The organism is Variovorax sp. PEI5, from assembly GCF_056679935.1.
In genome coordinates this window covers 1,241,717-1,259,537 of sequence record NZ_CM155257.1, presented here as the reverse complement: position 1 = coordinate 1,259,537, position 17,821 = coordinate 1,241,717, and the positions used below count along the sequence as shown (strand labels likewise).

Here is a 17,821-nt window from a genome sequence, read left to right as displayed (position 1 = left end):
CTCCGGGAGAGGGTGGGGGTGAGGGCGGCGGCCGTGGAACCGACCTGCGCCTCGCCTCGCGCGTCCTACCTCGATTTCTGAAAGCTCTCCCATGCGCATCGACGACGCCTTGCCGTTTCCCTATGAGTTCGAGCTGGCGCGCACGGCGCTGGTGCTGATCGACATGCAGCGCGACTTCGTCGAGCCGGGGGGGTTCGGGGAATCGCTGGGCAACGACGTGTCGCTGCTGCAGGCGATCGTGCCGGCGACGCGGGCCGTGCTGGAGGCCTGGCGCGCCGCGGGCGGCTGGGTGGTGCACACGCGCGAGGCGCACCTGCCCGATCTCTCGGACTGCCCGCCGGCCAAGCGCGCGCGCGGGCGGCCGAGCCTGCGCATCGGCGACGTCGGGCCGATGGGCCGCATCCTGGTGCGCGGCGAACCCGGCAGCGCGATCATCGACGCCCTGGCGCCCATCGAAGGCGAGCTGGTGGTCGACAAGCCGGGCAAGGGCATGTTCCACGCCACCGGCCTGGACCAGCGATTGCGGGAACGCGGCATCACGCACCTGCTGTTCGGCGGCGTGACCACCGAGGTCTGCGTGCAGACCAGCATGCGCGAGGCCAACGACCGGGGCTACGAGGGGCTGCTGCTGGAGGACTGCACCGAGAGCTATTTCCCCGCCTTCAAGGCGGCGACGCTGGAGATGGTCCGGGCCCAGGGCGCGATCGTCGGCTGGACCGCCACCGGCGCGGCGTTGATGACGGCCCTGCGGGGCTAACATCGCTGCCGTGTCCGCGCTCGCCCCCCTTTCCCCCGCCCCGGTCGAGACCGCCGTGTTCCGCACGCGCGCCGACGAGGTGCATGCGCAGCTCAAGCGCGACATCGCCGAGTTCAAGCTGGTGCCGGGCGACCGCTTCACCGAGAACGAGCTCAGCGAACGATTGGGCGTGTCGCGCACGCCGGTGCGCCAGGCCCTGTTCAAGCTGCAGCAGGAGGGCTTCGTCGAGGTGCTGTTCCGCAGCGGCTGGCGCGTGCTGCCGTTCGACTTCGACCAGTTCGAGCAGTTCTACGACCTGCGCATGGTGCTCGAGACCACCGCCGTGCACCGCCTGTGCGAGACCGACCGCCGCATCGACCATGCCGCGCTCGACGGCCTGGCCGCGATCTGGCTGGTGCCCATCGCGCGGCGCAGCGCCGATGCCGCGCGGGTGGCGCAATGGGACGAGGCCTTCCACTGCGCGCTGGTCGCCGCCGCCGGCAATGCCGAGATGGCGCGCGTGCACCGCGAGGTCACCGAGCGCATCCGCATCATCCGCCGGCTCGACTTCACGCAGCAGCCGCGCATCGAGGCCACCTACGACGAGCATGCCAAGATCCTGCGCGCCGTGCGCGCCCATCGCGGCGACCAGGCGGCCATGCTGCTGCGCGCGCACATCGAGACCAGCCAGGCCGAGGTGCGCAAGATCACCCTGCACCAGATGCACATGGCACGACGCGGCGGCCAGGGCGCCTGAGCGGGCATGCCCTACCTGGCCACGCTCGTCGGGCTGGTGCTCGTCACGCTGACCCTGCTCGATGCCTTCGAGGTGGTGCTGCTGCCGCGCCCGGTGCGGCGTCGCTGGCGCATCAACCGCATGTTCTTCGAGGCCGCCTGGGCCGCCTGGTCCTGGATCGCGCGCCGGCTGCGGCCGGGGCGGCGGCGCGAGGATTTCGCCGGCGTCTTCGGGCCGCTGTCGATGGTCGCGCTCTTCAGCGCCTGGGCGATCCTGCTGATGTTCGGCTTCGGCCTGCTGCACTGGGCCCTGCAGGCGCTGCTGGGCGGTGATCCCGCGATGACGCTGACCCAGGCCATGGGCGTGAGCGGGGACGCCTTCTTCACGCTCGGCTATGGCGATGTCGTGCCGCACCACGCGGCGGGGCGCCTGCTGGTCGTCGTCGAGGCCGGCACCGGCTTCGGCTTCATCGCACTGACGATCTCCTACCTGCCGGTGCTCTACCAGCATTTCTCGCGCCGCGACTACCAGCTGGTGGAGCTGGCCGCGCGCGCCGGCACGCCGCCCACCGTGGCCGACCTGCTGGCGTGGCATGCGCTGGTGGACGATGCCGACGCGCTGGCGCAATGGCTGCGCGACTGGGAGCTCTGGGCCGCCGACCTGGTCGAGAGCCACGCGGCCTATCCGATGCTGGCGTTCTATCGCTCGCAGCACGAGGGCCATTCCTGGCTGGCGGCGCTGGCCGTGCTGATGGATGTCTGCGCGCTGCTGATCGCCGGCGACGAACGCGGCGGCCCGCCCCAGGCCGCGGCGACCTTCGGCGCCGCCCGCCGGGCCTTGCGCGTGGTGGCCGGATCGCTGGAAGTGGCCGCGCCCGCCACCCCGGAGGCGGCCACGCAGGCATTGGAGGAGGACGACGTGAAGCCGCTGGAGACGGTGCTGGACGGGATCGCGCCGGGCTGGCGGGCCGACGCCGCCACGGTGGGGCGCCTGGCCCGGTTGCGGCGCACCTACCGTCCGCACCTGCGCGGACTGGCGACCTACCTGCTGCTGCCCCTGCCGGCATGGCGTGGCGCGCCCGTGGCGCGCGGGCCGGGCGACGTCATGGCGCGCCTGACCGGCGAGGACGAGCCCCAGGACTGAGGGCCGGGGCCGCGGCGTCCGCCCCGAGGGCGGAACAAGTTGAATCAATTTGGCTTCGCTTTAGGACTGGAACGAAGGCCGTCCGCATGCGGCCTGACTACGCTGGAGGCCCTGCGAATCCTGGGATCCAGGCGGCGGCGCCGACGTCCGGATCGATGACCTTCCTGTGCCGATCCGCATGACCACGGGCATTCACACACTCTCATCGGCATCGGACGTCGGACATGGATCGTCGCTATGAATTCCTGGATGGATTGCGGGGCGTGGCGGCCATCGTCGTCATGCTGATGCATTTCCTCTCGCCGCTGGGCTGGGAGGCGGGCATCGTCCCCCATGCGCATCTGGCGGTCGACTTCTTCTTCTGCCTGAGCGGATTCGTCCTGACGCACGCCTATGGCGGCATGCTGGCGAGCGGTCGTCCGATGTTGCGGCGCTTCTACCTGGGTCGCGCCATCCGGCTCTATCCGATGCTGGTGCTCGGTCTGGCCATCGGCACGGCGAGCCTGCTGATCAAGCTGATCCTGGGAGGCAGCGAGCGCCAGGAGGTCATGAACCTGCTCTATGCCATGCTGACCAATCTGCTGCTGCTGCCATCGCCTTTCCTCCTGGGCGCCCAGGCCGACGCGTGGCCGATCAATGTCCCGCAATGGTCGCTGTTGTTCGAATCCATCGCCCTGCTGGCGCTTCCATGGCTGCTGCGCCTGGGCGACCGGCTGCTCATGGTGGTGGTGGTGGCGACGGGGGCCGCCATCGTGGCGCATGGCGTGGCGGGTCCCGGGGTCATGGATGGCGGCATCGGCGCGCTCCTGGCCGCCGGCATGATCCGCGTGGCCTATCCGTTCAGTCTCGGCATCCTGCTCCATCGGCTGCGAGCGCGCCGACCGCGGCGGCAGTCGGCCTCCGGCGCGCGCTGCGCCGGCCTCGCCGGGCTGCTGGTCGTCGTCCTGAGTCTGCCGGTGCCGCAGCCGTTCATCTGGTTCTACGAGGTCGGCGCGGTGCTGGTCCTGCTGCCGGGGCTGCTGCTGCTGGCCGCGTCGGTCGCGCCGACGGTTCGCCTGCGCCCCCTGGCGATCTGGCTGGGTGCGATCTCCTATCCGCTGTACATGCTGCACTATCCGGTCGTGCGGATGGTCATGGGAAGCCTGCGGCGCCTGGACGCGCCGGCCTGGCAGTACGGCCTCGCCATCGGCGTCGCCATGGCCGGGTGCCTGTGGCTGGCGTGGATCGCCCTGCGCAGGATCGACGAACCGGTCCGGCGCTGGCTGACGCGGCGTTGCGCGGGCGAAGCAGCCACGCTGGCCAAGGTCAACGCCTGAGCGCGGGTCGCGACCGGCGGACCCGGCGCCGGTTCAATCCGCTCCGGGGCCGGCCCGGAAGACGGCCCAGCGGACCTGCGAGCCACCGGCCGGGGAGAACTCGCGGATGCGGTCGAGCACGCGTTCCGTGATCTGGTAGCCCCGCGCGACCAGCAGCACGCCGCCCGGCGTCTTGACGTCCTCGGCGAACACCATGCCCACGCTCAGCTCGCGCAGCGCCAGCTTCTGGATGTCGGCCGTGGCCTTGGTGCCGCGCAGGGCCTCCAGGGCGTCGAGCACGTGCGGCGCATAGGTGCCGGTGCGCCCGCGCAGCGTGCGCAGGACGGCATCGAACGCCGTGCCGTTGTCGGCCGACTCCAGGATGTCGCAGTCGATGGCGACCCGCAGCACGCCCGCGCCCTGGCGGGCGACCAGCGCTTCCGCGGCGCCGAGGCCTCGCGTGTCGGGCACGCCATCGTGGCCCAGGGGATGATTGCGCAGGATGGCCAGCACCGTCTCGAGTCGCGGGATGTGGGCCAGCAGCTTCTCCACCAGGGCCGGCAGGCCCTGGATCAGGCGGTCCTCGTCGGCCGACAGCGGCAGGCCGTAGTAGGCCTTCTCGGCCACCTGGGCGGGCAGGGTGACGTGGCCGATCTGCGACAGCATCGCCGCCACCTCCAGCTGCCAGCGCTCGCCCAACTGGAGCCGCGTGGCCAGCTCGCTGGCCAGCTTGCGGATCCGCACCGAGCGGCCGAAGGCGATCGGATTGACCATCGCCAGCATCTCCGTCAGCGCCTGGATGCTGCCGTGCAGCGTCTGCTGCAGCAGCACCCGCTCGGAGGTGAGCAGCCGGTGCTGCGTCACGGCGGCGGCGACCGCGTCGAGCAGCTGCGCCGGCGCGCAGGGCTTGCTCAGGAAGCGGAAGACCTGGCCGTCGTTCACGGCCGTGATCGCGGCGTCGAGGTCGGACTGGCCGGTCAGCAGCATGCGAACGGCATCGGGCGCCTTGTGGCGCGCCTGGGCCAGGAAGGCGGCGCCGTTCATCCCAGGCATCCGCATGTCGGAGACGATCACGGCGATGTCGCTCGCCTGGTCGAGCAGGGCCAGGGCCTCGGCACCGCCGGTGGCGGTCGAGACGGTGTGCGCGCGGCGCAGGTTGAGCTTGAGCGACTCCAGGACCTGGGGTTCGTCGTCGACGCACAGGATGTGCGGCTTGGGTGGTGGGTTCAGGGGCATGGGCGGGTCCCGTCGGGCGCGCAGGGCGCGCATCTGCCGGCGATGGGCAGCCGGATCGTGAAGGTCGCGCCGCCGCGCGCGTTGTTCTCGAAGCCGATCGCGCCGCCATGCTTCTCCGTGATCACCGACCACGCCATCGCCAGGCCCTGGCCGGTGCCCTTGCCGACCTCCTTGGTGGTGAAGAACATCTCGAAGACGCGCGGGGCGATCTCCGGCGCGATGCCGATGCCGTCGTCGGCGATGGTGACGAAGGCATGCGTCGCGTCGCAGCGGGTGCGGATGTCGATCAGGCCCCGGCGCTCGCTGCCAGCGTTCCTCTGGGCGATCGAATGGGCGGAGTTGACGATCAGGTTGAGCACCACCTGGTTGATGTCGCCGATGAGGCAGTGGACCGGCGGCAGCTCGCCGAACGCGGTGGCCAGGTCGGCGACGAAGCGGTATTCGTTGCGCGCGATCGTCAGGGTGCTCTGGATCGCCTGGTTGAGGTCGGAGGGCGCCATGACGTCGTTGCCCGGATGCGCGAACACCCGCATCGCCTTCACGATCGCGCTGACGCGGTCGAGGCCGTCCTGGCAGCGCGCGAAGGCCTTGGGGATGTGCTCGGCGAGATCGGCCAGGTCGATGGTGTCGGCGCTCTCCACGAGCGCGCTCGCGGCGGCGTCCAGGCCGGGCGCCGCCGTGGCGTCGCCCAGACGGTGGCGCAGGGTCTCGACATGACCCAGGCAGTCGAGCAGGTCGTCGGCGGCCTGCCGCAGGAAATGCACGCTGTCGTTGACGAACTGGATCGGCGTGTTGATCTCGTGCGCGATGCCGGCGGCCAGCGTGCCGACCGACGCCATGCGGTCGGCCAGCCGCAGCTGCGCCTCCAGCCGATGGCGCTCGGCCAGGTCGTGGCAGACCGCCACCAGCAGCACGGCCCGGCCCTGTTCGTCGTAGATCGGCGACTTGGTCGTGTGCACCCGCAGCACCTCGCCATCGGCGCGCGTCAGCGGTTCGCTGGGGATGACGATCGTCTGGTGCTCGTTGAAGACGCTGGCATCGGCCTCGACGTACTGGCGGGTGTATTCGGCGCGGTAGTAGGGGCTGTCGACGACGTGCTGGAAATGCTCCTTCGACATGCCATAGGCGGCGCGGAAGGCGGCATTGGCCCAGACCAGGCGCGAGCCCGGCGCCTTCAGCAGCACCATGTCGGGCACGGCGTCCAGGATCTGCTTGAAGAGCGTCTCGATCTCGGCCTTCGAGAGTTTCCCCAGTTCCTCGCTCAATCGCTGCATGGTCCCGCCGGGCAAAGGAAGCGATTATGGGGAGGTGCCGATGTCCACGCCGGCGACGTCGGTGGCCCGGCGGCCGATGCGGTTCGCGCCGCGGCGGGCCGGTACACTGCGTGCCGGGTGGTGCACGTCATGTCGGGTGCATCAGGATTCGCGCAGGTCGGGCCGCCGCGCGGCTTCGTCACGACCTAGGAATCCCATGTCAGACACCCCGATCCAGTGGATCGCCGCCGCTCTCTTCGCGATCGCCCTGCTGCACACCTTCGGCGCCAAGCAGTTCGAACGCCTCTCCCATCGTCATCCGCGCCATGCCGGCCTGTTCCACCTGCTCGGCGAGGTCGAGGTCGTGTTCGGCTTCTGGGCCATCGTGCTGGTGCTCGTCATGGCGCTGGTCTCCGGCGGCGGCGCGGCGCTCGACTATGCCGAGTCGCGCAACTACACCGAGCCGCTGTTCGTCTTCGTGGTGATGGTGATCGCGGCCTCGCGCCCCGTGCTGCGCACCGTGATGTCGCTGGTCAACGCCGTGGCGCGCTGGATGCCGGTCCGCACGCCGCTGGCCACCGCCTGGCTCGGCCTGGCGGCGGTGCCGCTGCTGGGCTCGCTGATCACCGAGCCCGCCGCCATGACCATCGCCGCCCTCATGCTGGCCTCGCAGATCTTCCGCCCGCAGGTGCCCGAGCGCGTCAAGTACCTGGCGCTGGGCGTGCTGTTCGTCAACGTCTCGATCGGCGGAACATTGACCTCGTATGCCGCGCCGCCGGTGCTGATGGTGGCGACCACCTGGCAATGGGACAGCGCCTTCATGCTCGCCAATTTCGGCTGGAAGGCGGCCATCGCGGTGCTGGTGAACGCCACCGTCGCCACCTATGTCCTGCGCACGCACCTGCGGCCCGCGCCCGTGGGCAACGACGAGCTGCCCGAGGAGGCCCGCGTGCCGCTGTCGGTGGTCGTGGTGCATCTCGGCCTGCTCGCGGGCGTGGTGCTGTTCGCCCATCATCCGGTGGTGTTCCTCGGCCTGTTCCTGATGTTCCTCGGCTTCACGCAGGCCTATGAACGTCATCAGAGTCCGCTGATCCTGAAGGAGGCCCTGCTGGTCGGCTTCTTCCTCGCAGGCCTGGTCGTGCTGGGCGGCATGCAGCAGTGGTGGCTGCAGCCGATCGTCTCGGCGCTGGCGCCCCTGGCGCTGTTCGTCGGTGCGCTCGGTCTCACCGCCATCACGGACAACGCGGCATTGACCTATCTCGGCTCGCTGATCGTCGGCATCCCCGATGCCTCCAAGTACATGCTGGTGGCGGGCGCCGTGGCCGGGGGCGGACTGACCGTGATCGCCAACGCGCCCAATCCGGCCGGCGTGGCGCTGCTCAAGCGCGGTTTCGCCGACGAGACGATCGGCGCCGGCGGGCTGCTGCTGGGGGCCCTGGGACCGACGCTCGTCGCGGCGGCCGCCTTCCTGTTGCTCTAGCGGAAGCGGGTGAACCGCGGCGTGCGATGCCGGGGTTCCGGAAGGGTGGCCGTGAACGGTCGCTCGCTGTGAATGGCCACTGTGAGTAGTGCTTAAGACGGCGTGCGCAAAGCGCGTTCAGGACGTCAATACCACTTTGGGATTATCTCGCAAGCCATTGTCGCGACAAGGTCGTTAGCCTTTCCGTGTCCTGCTGATCGAGGCGCCCGGGCGTCGCAAGCGTTGTGGGGCGTGCTCCCTTCCACCCGATCCGCGCGGCGCAGTCGATCGGCCCGGCCTCACGCAATGCACATTGGATCTTCCCCATGAACGGTCGCTATGAAATCCTGGATGGATTGCGGGGCGTGACGGCCATCCTGGTCGTGTCGCTCCATTTCCTCGAACCGATCGACATCCCGGGCCTGCGCATCGGGCATGCCCGCCTGGCGCTCGATTTCTTTCTCTGCCTGAGCGGTTTCGTTCTCACCCATGCCTATGGCGACCTGCTGGCGAGGCGACTGTCGTTCAGGAGTTTCTACACCACGCGCTGCATCCGGCTCTATCCGATGCTGTTGTGCGGCCTGGTCGCCGGGATGCTGGTGCTGTTGGCGAAGCTGGTGCTGCAAGGCGACGTGGCGACGATCTGGAACCTGCTGGGCGCCTCGGTCGCCAATCTCGTCATGCTGCCGTCGTCCCTGTTCCCGATCGGCCATGCGCAGTCCTGGCCGGCCAATCCGCCGCAGTGGGCGCTGTTCCTGCAGTTCGTCGTCTCGCTGGCATTCCCGTGGCTGCTGCGCGCCGGAGACCGGCCGCTGATCGCCGTCATGGGACTGGCGGGGGTGGTGGTGGTGATCGATGCGCTGACGCGCCCGCACGTCCCGCTGCGCGACGCCTGGGCCGTCATGCCGGTCGGCCTGATCCGCGTGCTCTATCCGGTCTGCGTCGGCATCCTCCTGTATCGGCTGGCGTCCCGGCTGCCCCGGCGGCCCGTGGAATCGCCCGCCCGATGCGTCGGCCTGGTCTTGATGCTGATGGCGATCTTCTTCGTGCCGATGCCACGCGCGCTCAGCGGCCTCTACGAGGCGGTCGCCGTGCTGATCCTGCTGCCGATGCTGCTGCTCCACGCGGCGTCGATCGCGCCGGCGGCCGGACTACGACCACTCACGCTGTGGCTCGGCGCGGTGTCCTATCCGCTCTACGCGCTCCACTATCCGGTCGTGCGGGCCGTGCTGGGTGCGCTGCGACGCTTCGAACCCCTGCCGATCTGGCAGCACGGCCTCGTCGTGGTCGTCGCCATCGGCGCTTGCGTGGGACTGGCCTGGGTGGCGTTCAAGCGCATCGACGTGCCGGTGCGCCGCTGGCTGACGCGTCGCCAGGCCGAGGCCGGGGCCGGGCTGGAAATCGGAACCGGGGATGGCAGCGGCACGGGCGGCGGTGGCACCCTGCATCACCCGAACCCGCGCGAGGTTCTCTCGACGCAAGGCGCCGGCGCCCACGAGGCGCCACGGCGCACGCTGTTCGAGGAGCCGGCGCGGTCGCGACCGCGACCGCGTCATCGTTCGTGGCCGTGAGGCCGGCGGGCGAGCCTCGGCGAAGGCTCGGCGGGGTCGCGGGCATGGCATCCGTCATGGTGGCGCCTGCATGACCATCGAGGCCAGCCCCGGTCGGCCCCGTGATCCGCCAGAACCCGGCCACGCGAACCCGGAAGGAGGACCTCGGTGCCAAGGGAACCAGCGATCTCTTCGTCATGCGACGAGGAGGATTCAGGCCGGACGGGCCAGCCGCAACGAGACCAGCCCGCACAGCAGCGCCAGGCCAGCGGCAGCGAAGAGCGCGGCATGGCTGCCCGCCAGCAAGGCTTGCCGTCCATCGATCCCCGCGGGCTGTCCATGCGCGATGGCGCCCGCCAGGGTTGCCAGCACGGCCACGCCCAGCGCGCCTCCCATCTGGCGGGAGGTGTTGGCCACCCCGGACGCCAGCCCGGCGTCCTGCGCCGGTACGCCGGAAGTCACCGCATGCGTGGCCGCCAGGATCAGCAGGCCCAGGCCGGCGCCGACCAGCAACGTCGGCCCCAGCACATGCTGCAGGAACGCTGCATGACGTGGCAGGACCCCCAGCCAGGCCAGCCCCGCGGCCGCCAGCAGCGCGCCTCCCAGCGGCAGTCGCCGGGCTCTGCCCGCGCCCATCGCCTTCGTGAACAGCAGCCGTACCGCCGCCAGCATCGAGCCCATCGGCAGCAGCGCCAACCCCGTCTCGCGCGCGCCGTAGCCTGCCACCTGCTGCAGGCTGGTGGAGATCAGGTAGATCGACGCGGCGAGCAGGGCCCCCAGGCCCAGCATCAGCAGGTTGCCTGCGGCGAGTCCGGGCAGTTCGAAGATCGACAGGCGCATCAACGGATGGGCGCTGCGCTGCTCGATGAGGATGAACATCACGAACATTCCGAGCGCCAGGACCAGCGCGCCCGACACCAGCGGAGAACCCCAACCCCGTGCGGTCGATTGCGTGATGCCATAGACCAGCAGCGCGCTGCCGACCGTGGACGTCAGCGCACCGGGCACGTCCAGCCGAGGCCGCGTCGTCGGTGCGACCGGGGCCAGCAGGCTGGACGCGATGCCCGCCATCAGCGCCAGCCCCACCGGTACGTTGACGAACATCACCCAGCGCCAGCCCACGCCTTCGGTCAGGAGGCCGCCGATGACCACGCCCAGCGCGAAGCCGGCGGAGTTCAGCGCGGCCCACAGTGACAGCGCGCTGGCGCGGGCCTGCTGGTCGTGGTGCGTCGCCGCCATCACCAGCGTCATGGAGGAGGTCGCCAGCACGGCGGCGCCGAGGCCCTGCACGGCGCGTGCCGCCAGCAGCCATGCGGCATCGTCGGCCAGGCCTCCGGCCAGGCTGGAGAGCGTGAAAAGGAACAGGCCGGCCAGCAGCACCGGTCGCCGCCCGTAGAGGTCGCCCGCACGCGCCGCCAGCAGCATGCAGCCGCCGAAACTCAGCAGGTAGGCGTCGATCACCCATTGCTGGGCCTCGGCGGACAAGTGGAGGTCACGCTGCATCGCGGGCAGGGCCACGTTCACGATCGAGCCATCCATCACCACCATGAACGAGGCGAGACAGGCCATGGCGATGACCAGCCATGGGGGAAGGTGGGGGCGCAGCAGGGGCGAAGCGGAGGAAGGGGCGGTGGCGCGCATGGGGACAGGACTCCAGGGGTTCGTGGGGACGCAGTGTCCGGCCGGCAGAGGAGGACCTGATAACGTCGTAGGGACGTAAAACGATGAAATCCAGCCATGCGCTCGACCCCCGCGAATCCCGAACCTCCCGTCTCGCCGAACATGGCGCTGTTCGAGCTCGGCGAGCGCGCCGATGGCCCGCCGCTGATCGCCATCTGGGGCAGCGAGAAGACGGACAGCGACTTCCAGCTCGGGACGCGCGAGACCGGCTGGCACCAGCATCTGCGCGGCCAGATCTTCTGCATCGAGAACGGCCTGATGCACGTGCGCACCGGCCGGGGTTCCTGGCTGCTGCCGCCGAACCGCGCCGGCTGGGTGCCGCCCGGCATGCCGCACATGGCCAGCATCAGCGGGGTGATGAGCGGCTGGAACGTGCTGGTGACGCCCGAGGCCGCGCGGGCCTTGCCCTCCGATCCCTGCGTCGTGGGCGTCAGTGAATTGATGCGCGCCCTGGTACGCCGCGCGGTGGGCTGGAGCGGACAGGGCCGGCTCACCGCCGCGCAGCGCCGGGTGACGGCCGTGCTGCTGGACGAACTGCGGCATGCGCCGCACGAGCCGCTGCATCTGCCCATGCCCACCGACCGCCGGCTGCTGCGCATCGCGCGGGCCGTGCTGCAGGCGCCGGGTGATGCGCGCACGCTCGATGAATGGGCGGCATGGGCGGGGCTGTCGCCGCGCAGCCTGACGCGGCTGTGTCGGGCAGAGTTGGGCACGAGCTTCGCGCAGTGGCGTCAGCAGGCGGGACTGGTGCATGCGCTCGAGCGCCTGGCGCGAGGCGAGTCGGTGGCCCGCGTGGCCGATGCGCTGGGCTACGCCACGCCGAGCAACTTCATCGCGATGTTCCGGCGCGCCTTCGGGGAGTCGCCGGCTCGGTACTTCGCCCACCGCGCGACGACGCGCGATGGGGCCAGCGAGGCGTTGGCGACGTCCATGCGCTGAGGCAGCGCCGCGTCGTCATGGCTGCGACGACTGGGCGGGCCCGGTCGGCATGCGCGACAGCGCGACCCCTGCCAGCAGCAGCGCAACCAGCAGGTACGGAACGCCCGCCCCGAACTCGTAGAGCAGCGTGCCGATCAGCGGGCCGAGCACGATGCCGAGACCCTGCGCTGCGCCGACGGACCCCGCTGCGGCGCCTTGTTCATGGCCCTCGACCGCATTGGCTGCCAACGCCGCGAAGGCCGGGAAGACCCCGCCCATTCCTGCGGCCGCGACGAAGTAGCACGCCGCGAGCCAGGTCGGCGTCGCGGCCATCGCCGTGGCCCCGAAGCCGAGGGCCGAGACCACGGCGCCCGTGCGGATCAACCGCAGTGGCGACCAGTCCAGCTTGCGCACCACCAACTGCGAGGCCATCAGACCGATGCCCACCGCCGTGAGTGCGATGCCGGCCGCGCGTGCCGCCGGTCCCGGTGCCAAGTGCAGCCGATCGATGGCGAAGAAACCCACCGTGATCTGCGCGATGGCCACGCAGAACATCGCAATGAAGGCCACCGCCATCGGTCGTCGCAGCCGGGCGTCGGTGACGCGCAGCGCGGAGGGCAGCGCCGTCGCATGGTGTTCCTGCCGCGGCAGTGCCTTCCAGAGCACCAGCCAGCCCGTCGCCGGCAGCAGCGCCGTCACGTACAGCGGCAAGCTCAGGCTGTACTGCGCCAGCGCCGCAGCCAGGGCCGGCCCCAGCACCATGCCCACCGCATTGGCCGCGCCCAGCGAGGCCATGGCTCCGGCCCGTCGCTGCGCAGGCACGTAGTCGGCGATCAGCGCCTGGCCTGTCGATGGAATGGCCGCGTAGAACGCGCCGATGGCCCCACGCGTGAGCAGCAATCCGGAGAACACGAGCAGCGCCGAGGGCATGAACCGCAGCGACGCCACGAGCACCGCGCACATGGCCCAGTAGGACAGGGCGAAGCCACCGACACCGGTCAACAGGATCGCACGACGCCCGCGCCGGTCGCTCGCCGCACCCCAGGAACGTGAGAGCAGCATCCACAGCACACCGCCGACGGTGACGGCCGCTCCGGCCTGCCAGGCCGGCAGGCGCAATTGCCGCGCCAAGGGACCGACGATGGCCACGAACGCCATCATGGCCATGGTGCAGGCCGTGTTGGCGGCAAGCAGGGGCTTGAGGCTGAACATTGCCTCCGCGGGACTGGAAGAGGATGGATCGATGGCGATGTCGGGGCTCATGCGGTCATCTTAAATGAGAATGTTTCGCATTTGATGACGATCGATCGTCACGTGACCTTCAAGGGCGAAGTCTTGCAGGTGGCCGGATTCCTCGCTTGCTTCTGGGATCGTCGCCGCGCCGGTTGGCGAAGCCGTTGCCGGCGAGCGAACGTCCCTTCAGCTAGCGATCGTCTGGTGATCGGTGGCTTGGATGCGTTTGCCGCGAAACAGCTTCTTGAATGCGAGGCTGGGCTTTTCCACCAGGTACCAGCTGAGGGCGCCACAGACGATGGACAGGAGAAATATCTGTGCCATGGCTGTGTATGCATTGAGGGAGGGGTCGTGCCAATACAGTATCTTGTTGATCGGAAACGCATAGAGATAGATGCCGTACGACATGTCCGGGACGCGATTGAAGCCGAGCAGATGTTTTCCGTGGTGGGCGTAGAAGATGATCGAATAACCCAGGAAAACGCACACCCCGAATTCCGCGACCGGTTGGAAGAAGAGCAGCGACAGGCACAGCAGGAATGCCAGGGTCGCCAGCGTCGAGTTCCATGGAATTCTGTGGCGAAAGACATAGAAGCTGCCGCCGACGGAGAAGGCCATGATGAATCTGGACAGTTCCTCGTGTGGAAGCGGAATCGACGATATCCGATTGAAAATCTGGAGACAGGCGCAGAGGAAAGCCAGTGTCAACAGAAAATATCGGCGCCTCAGCATGCCCGCCATCCCGAATCCCAGAACCAGCAGGTAGCACTTGAATTCATAGGAGATGGTCCACATCGAATTGTTCATCGTCGGGTAGAAGGTATCTTCAAACACCGGCGGTATGGCGGGTCGCTTCAAGGTCACGAGACTCTTCAGATAATCCACCGGGTCGAAATCGTGCCAATAGCTGGCATTTCCATACAGGGGCCCCAGGATCAACGCGCACAGCAGGGAGGCGACGATGAATGCCGGAAAGATCCGCAGGATGCGACTCGATAGAAAGGCGGAGAATCTCGGATTCTCGAGCCAGCTTTTGGTGATCAGGTAGCCGCTGATCACGAAGAAGCAATCGACCGCCAATTCTCCGAAAGAGATCGAACCGAAGATCGTGGTCAATATCTCGTTCGACCGGTCTCCATCCTTGATTTCGTGGGCGTGCGAAATGATGACCAGACTTGCGAAGACGAACCTCAACAGATTGAAGTTGTTGTTGTTGTTCTTGACCGTGTTCGGTGTCATGGGCGTGCGGCATTCATGTGGGAAGGCGTTCGACATGGACGCTCCCAATCATCGGCAGCAGGTACAGCGCGACGACGATGCATTCTGGCCTGCGATACGAAACAGGTAAATGATCGAGGTTCGAATGGTCCTGCCTGGAAATACCTCGCATTGGGTCGATCGACGCGCCATGGATCTCCTGCGACGGTCTTCAAGTCACAATCAATTGCGATTGCCGAAGTGGAAGGAGGGTGACTTTCGAGCTGGTGGCGATCCGGGCCCGCCATCACCGCGGAGACTCTAGAAATCACGCGATCCGATGGTCTGCTTCAGAGTCGCCGTCCCCGGTTCGGCCCTCGCCCGGTGGCACCTGAGAGTCCGGATGGAAATGCAAGGATCCGACTCTGGTCGGCACGGCTGGCGGGACTCGGTGAAGCCGTGGATTAGACGGTTTTCCGGGTCCGGGGAGTGGCCTGGAAGGCCGTTCCGTTGGCCATCAAAGCCGGTCGAGATCGTTCAATTTTGAGCGCTTTCCGAAGGGGTCGTAGCGGTGTTTGCCGTCGTCGGAGACGGCTGCTCCCGGCCCTGAGCGTGGATTGGGCAGGCCGCGCGGGCGTCGCGCTCGGTCCCTGGCGTCACGCATCGGACTTCCGTCGACGTGTCATCCGGGCATTGCCGCCCTGATTCGCGCTGATGGAAATGGATCGATGTTTCAGTGATCGCTGCAATTCGTTCCCCAAACTATTTCGAGACTTCGGAAATGACGTCGTTCGAACTGCAATGGAGCGACAGGGTCTGCAATGCGAAGGCGGCTTTCCAAATCGAGGAATATTCGAAGATGGTTCGGAATGTCGTTGTTTTCAGCATCGCGCATCGATTTGACTTGGCGACGAATTCGCTTGCGCTCGAGCCGTGGGGAACGAACGCTCGGGCGAGCGAGCGTCGTGGCAGTGCGTGAAGACAGCGAGCGTGCCATCGGATGCATTGGAGCGCCGCCAGCGACTGGGCCATTAATGCAGCGCTCATGTGCATGACGCTCCATGCATGAATGCCGACTCCATGCCATCTGCTTGGCAAACCGAATGCGCTTCGGCCTTCTTTCAAGCATGAGTCGGGCACGGGTTCCAGCGCAGAGGCCGGAAAGTCGATTGGAGCGGGTGAAGGGAATCGAACCCTATGAAGCTCCTTGATTCCTAAGGAGAATCTTCGACATGTGCCCCAGGAAGTGACACACGTAGATCATGCATAAGTTTGTACGGGCTGGCAAGGCCGTTCACTTGTTAGTCATCACCTTGCATGATCCCTGAAGTAGAATTTTGTCAAAGCCTATGGTCTTCTAATTCTTACTTCTTACGCTATAAAAATGAGATTGCTGCAACAAATAATCGAAGAAGCTGTCTCCAGAGATGTCGATGTAGCTAGATTGCTAAGATTGTGTTTGGTATTGGCTGCAAGACTCAAAAACGATCAATTAAAGCAATGGGTTAAACATGAGTTGGAGGGATACCCTGATGAAGCGGATCTGCCGAATTATCGAGTGCTTACATCTCATAATAAAGGGTATTTTATGGCTATGAGTTGGCGTGGGGAATTAGAGATACCATTAAGTACTTTGCCGGAGGAATTGAGAGATTTTTATGCGGATGTGCGGTTTAGAAGCAGTATTGCTGAATGCCTAGACCTTGCGAACAGAGGGTCGCGTCTTAGTAGTCCTTCGCTACGAAGACCGTGGCCGCTCCCGCTCGCTATGCGTTGTGGTAAGAAGCTCTCTCCGCAGAGTCAATGTACTGCGGCATGGTCAGAAATCTCAGTTTCTGAAATGTCAGCAGTATTGGATCAAGTAAAAACTCGCGTGATGTTATTTGCGCTTGAGATCGAGGGGGCCGATCCATCCGCAGGTGAATCAGGGGCCTCAATACTAGGACAAGAAAAAGTGACTCAAATTTTTAATACGACTATCAATGGTGGAAGCGTTCAAAACATGGCTGTTGGAAGTCAAGGCGTCAACCAGTCGATAATTAACGGGATTGAGGCCGGCGATCTTGGGTCACTTTTTGCAGCTTTGGTTCAATTGGGTGTGCCCGCTGATAATTTGCCCAGTCTTGAAATTGCATTGAAAGATGATCGTGCTGATGGCGGGCCCGGTCTAGGCTCTAAAGTAAAGGGGTGGTTAAGTGACTTGGCAATTAAAGCGGGGACTAAAGTTGCAGATAAAGGGATTGATTCATTGGCGTCGCTTGCAGGACAAGCCGTGATGGCTTATCTCGGTGTGAGTGGTTAGGCAGCGTTAATCGAAATTGCTAGCGTCAGCCTGTGACTTGTGGAGTGCCCTAAGCGCAGCCATGACCTCAGCGGGTGGGCGAGACAGTGCAACGCTAAGGGCCTTTTCCCGTTGAACATCCTCGCTTAGTACAGGACGGTCTCGACGTCGATAGGCGTATTCCTCTTGTCTCTTCTTTATCATGAGCTTGACTGCATCAACGTAGGGCCCGCTGCGAGATACCTTAAGAGTTTTCTTGGCCCAAGCTAAACGTTGACGGCGCTCAAATGCTTCTCGCGCATTCTGATGTTCCGCTTCTTTGCATACAGCCTTGAAGGCAGGGTTTTGAAAGCGCTCAGCTTCCTTTTTGGCCGCCCGGCGTTGCCGGGCCTGCTCATTGACCTTGTCTCGCTGAGCCGCCTTGCGTTCCATAGCTGCCTTGGAGGCGCAGGGCTTGCAGCGGGTCCCGTAGAAGCTCAAATTCCACTTGTATCGCTCACCATTGCGCTCATAGAAGTGGAGTGCATCGAGAGGCAGGATTAGCTTGCATAGGGTGCAGCGTCGATGCGACGGTAAGAGGTTTGGATGCGGCCTGTGAAGGCGCTTATCGATCTCCAGGGGCCCTGAGGAATGGCGTGGCATGGTAGTAAATGGTTTGGAGGTCTAGGGGGTCTGAGGGTCTCCTGGGGCTTCCCCATGACCCACAGGGTCCAGAGAGGCTTGCAGAGGTGTCCGAAGGCGTCTGAGAGGCTCTGAAAGCCTCCGGGGTCCCTGTGCCCCTGGTAAGCTCAAAAGACCCATAGGAGGGGCCGCACAAGGGTATGAGACCCTTGGGCCTGGACGGTCCATGGAGACCTCAGGGCCTTATGAATCAATGACTTAGGTAGGGCAAGGAGGCTGCATAGCCCTTCTTACAGGCCCATGCATGGCGCCGCTGTGTCACCTGATCGCTGGCACACATGGCCAGCACGGGATTCTTAATCCGATGCTTCCAACCGTTTCCTCAGAGGGAGAAAGGGCGGAGGCACGGGTGGCTGTGGGTGATCCTGTGGCGTCGGCCCCGGCAGAGCCCCGGCAGAGGCCCCAGGAGGCCGGCTGACTCTC

At 66.4% G+C, this 17,821-nt stretch carries 15 protein-coding genes; 10 read left to right on the top strand and 5 right to left on the bottom strand.

The features are described from left to right. The first annotated feature begins 91 nt into the window (after positions 1-91). The 4 genes from AC1MLT_RS05760 to AC1MLT_RS05745 all read left to right on the top strand — a co-directional run bounded on the left by AC1MLT_RS05760 (position 92) and on the right by AC1MLT_RS05745 (position 3,931). Positions 92-757, top strand: coding sequence for a cysteine hydrolase family protein (locus tag AC1MLT_RS05760; RefSeq protein ID WP_481034310.1), 666 nt, complete (start codon positions 92-94; stop codon positions 755-757). A gap of 10 nt (positions 758-767) precedes the next feature. After that, positions 768-1,493 (top strand): GntR family transcriptional regulator, encoded by a 726-nt coding sequence (locus AC1MLT_RS05755; protein ID WP_481034308.1) that lies wholly within the window; start codon positions 768-770, stop codon positions 1,491-1,493. 6 nt (positions 1,494-1,499) lie between these two features. Beyond that, entirely contained in the window at positions 1,500-2,615 is a 1,116-nt protein-coding gene (locus AC1MLT_RS05750; protein ID WP_481034306.1) for a potassium channel family protein, read from the top strand. A 224-nt stretch (positions 2,616-2,839) separates the two neighbouring features. After that, complete coding sequence (locus tag AC1MLT_RS05745; RefSeq protein ID WP_481034305.1) at positions 2,840-3,931, top strand: acyltransferase family protein; 1,092 nt, start codon at positions 2,840-2,842, stop codon at positions 3,929-3,931. A gap of 33 nt (positions 3,932-3,964) precedes the next feature. On the opposite strand, the gene AC1MLT_RS05740 is transcribed toward AC1MLT_RS05745, so the two are convergent. Together AC1MLT_RS05740 and AC1MLT_RS05735 are read right to left on the bottom strand one after the other, a co-directional pair. Then, the gene (locus AC1MLT_RS05740) at positions 3,965-5,146 is read right to left on the bottom strand and encodes a response regulator (protein ID WP_481034304.1); all 1,182 of its coding nucleotides are present in this window, start codon (positions 5,144-5,146) and stop codon (positions 3,965-3,967) included. Then, the gene (locus AC1MLT_RS05735; protein ID WP_481034303.1) at positions 5,137-6,420 is read right to left on the bottom strand and encodes an ATP-binding protein; all 1,284 of its coding nucleotides are present in this window, start codon (positions 6,418-6,420) and stop codon (positions 5,137-5,139) included. The genes AC1MLT_RS05740 and AC1MLT_RS05735 overlap by 10 nt, the downstream gene beginning before the upstream one ends. Before the next feature lie 196 nt (positions 6,421-6,616). Here AC1MLT_RS05735 and AC1MLT_RS05730 point away from each other — a divergent pair, with 196 nt between their 5' ends. Together AC1MLT_RS05730 and AC1MLT_RS05725 are read left to right on the top strand one after the other, a co-directional pair. Further along, entirely contained in the window at positions 6,617-7,879 is a 1,263-nt protein-coding gene (locus AC1MLT_RS05730) for a putative Na+/H+ antiporter (RefSeq protein WP_481034302.1), read from the top strand. A 305-nt stretch (positions 7,880-8,184) separates the two neighbouring features. Beyond that, a complete protein-coding gene (locus AC1MLT_RS05725; protein ID WP_481034301.1) occupies positions 8,185-9,429 on the top strand; it encodes an acyltransferase family protein in 1,245 nt (414 codons plus the stop codon). A 192-nt stretch (positions 9,430-9,621) separates the two neighbouring features. Here AC1MLT_RS05725 and AC1MLT_RS05720 read toward each other — a convergent pair whose 3' ends face one another. Then, complete coding sequence (locus AC1MLT_RS05720; protein ID WP_481034299.1) at positions 9,622-11,049, bottom strand: MFS transporter; 1,428 nt, start codon at positions 11,047-11,049, stop codon at positions 9,622-9,624. A 141-nt stretch (positions 11,050-11,190) separates the two neighbouring features. Here AC1MLT_RS05720 and AC1MLT_RS05715 point away from each other — a divergent pair, with 141 nt between their 5' ends. Continuing rightward, a complete protein-coding gene (locus AC1MLT_RS05715; RefSeq protein WP_481034913.1) occupies positions 11,191-12,027 on the top strand; it encodes an AraC family transcriptional regulator in 837 nt (278 codons plus the stop codon). 15 nt (positions 12,028-12,042) lie between these two features. On the opposite strand, the gene AC1MLT_RS05710 is transcribed toward AC1MLT_RS05715, so the two are convergent. Next, positions 12,043-13,269 carry an MFS transporter gene (locus tag AC1MLT_RS05710; protein ID WP_481034298.1) on the bottom strand — a complete coding sequence of 409 codons (1,227 nt, stop codon included), beginning with the start codon at positions 13,267-13,269 and terminating at the stop codon, positions 12,043-12,045. A 156-nt stretch (positions 13,270-13,425) separates the two neighbouring features. Next, a complete protein-coding gene (locus AC1MLT_RS05705) occupies positions 13,426-14,514 on the bottom strand; it encodes an acyltransferase family protein (protein ID WP_481034297.1) in 1,089 nt (362 codons plus the stop codon). A gap of 703 nt (positions 14,515-15,217) precedes the next feature. On the opposite strand from AC1MLT_RS05705, the gene AC1MLT_RS05700 reads away from it, so the two are divergent. From AC1MLT_RS05700 to AC1MLT_RS05690, 3 genes are all read left to right on the top strand, one after another. Continuing rightward, positions 15,218-15,415: a hypothetical protein gene (locus tag AC1MLT_RS05700; protein ID WP_481034295.1), complete on the top strand. Its 198-nt coding sequence runs from the start codon at positions 15,218-15,220 to the stop codon at positions 15,413-15,415. Positions 15,416-15,820: 405 nt separating this feature from the next. Beyond that, complete coding sequence (locus tag AC1MLT_RS05695) at positions 15,821-16,738, top strand: AbiTii domain-containing protein (RefSeq protein WP_481034294.1); 918 nt, start codon at positions 15,821-15,823, stop codon at positions 16,736-16,738. Positions 16,739-16,990: 252 nt separating this feature from the next. Continuing rightward, complete coding sequence (locus AC1MLT_RS05690) at positions 16,991-17,260, top strand: hypothetical protein (RefSeq protein ID WP_481034293.1); 270 nt, start codon at positions 16,991-16,993, stop codon at positions 17,258-17,260. Positions 17,261-17,821: the final 561 nt, after the last annotated feature.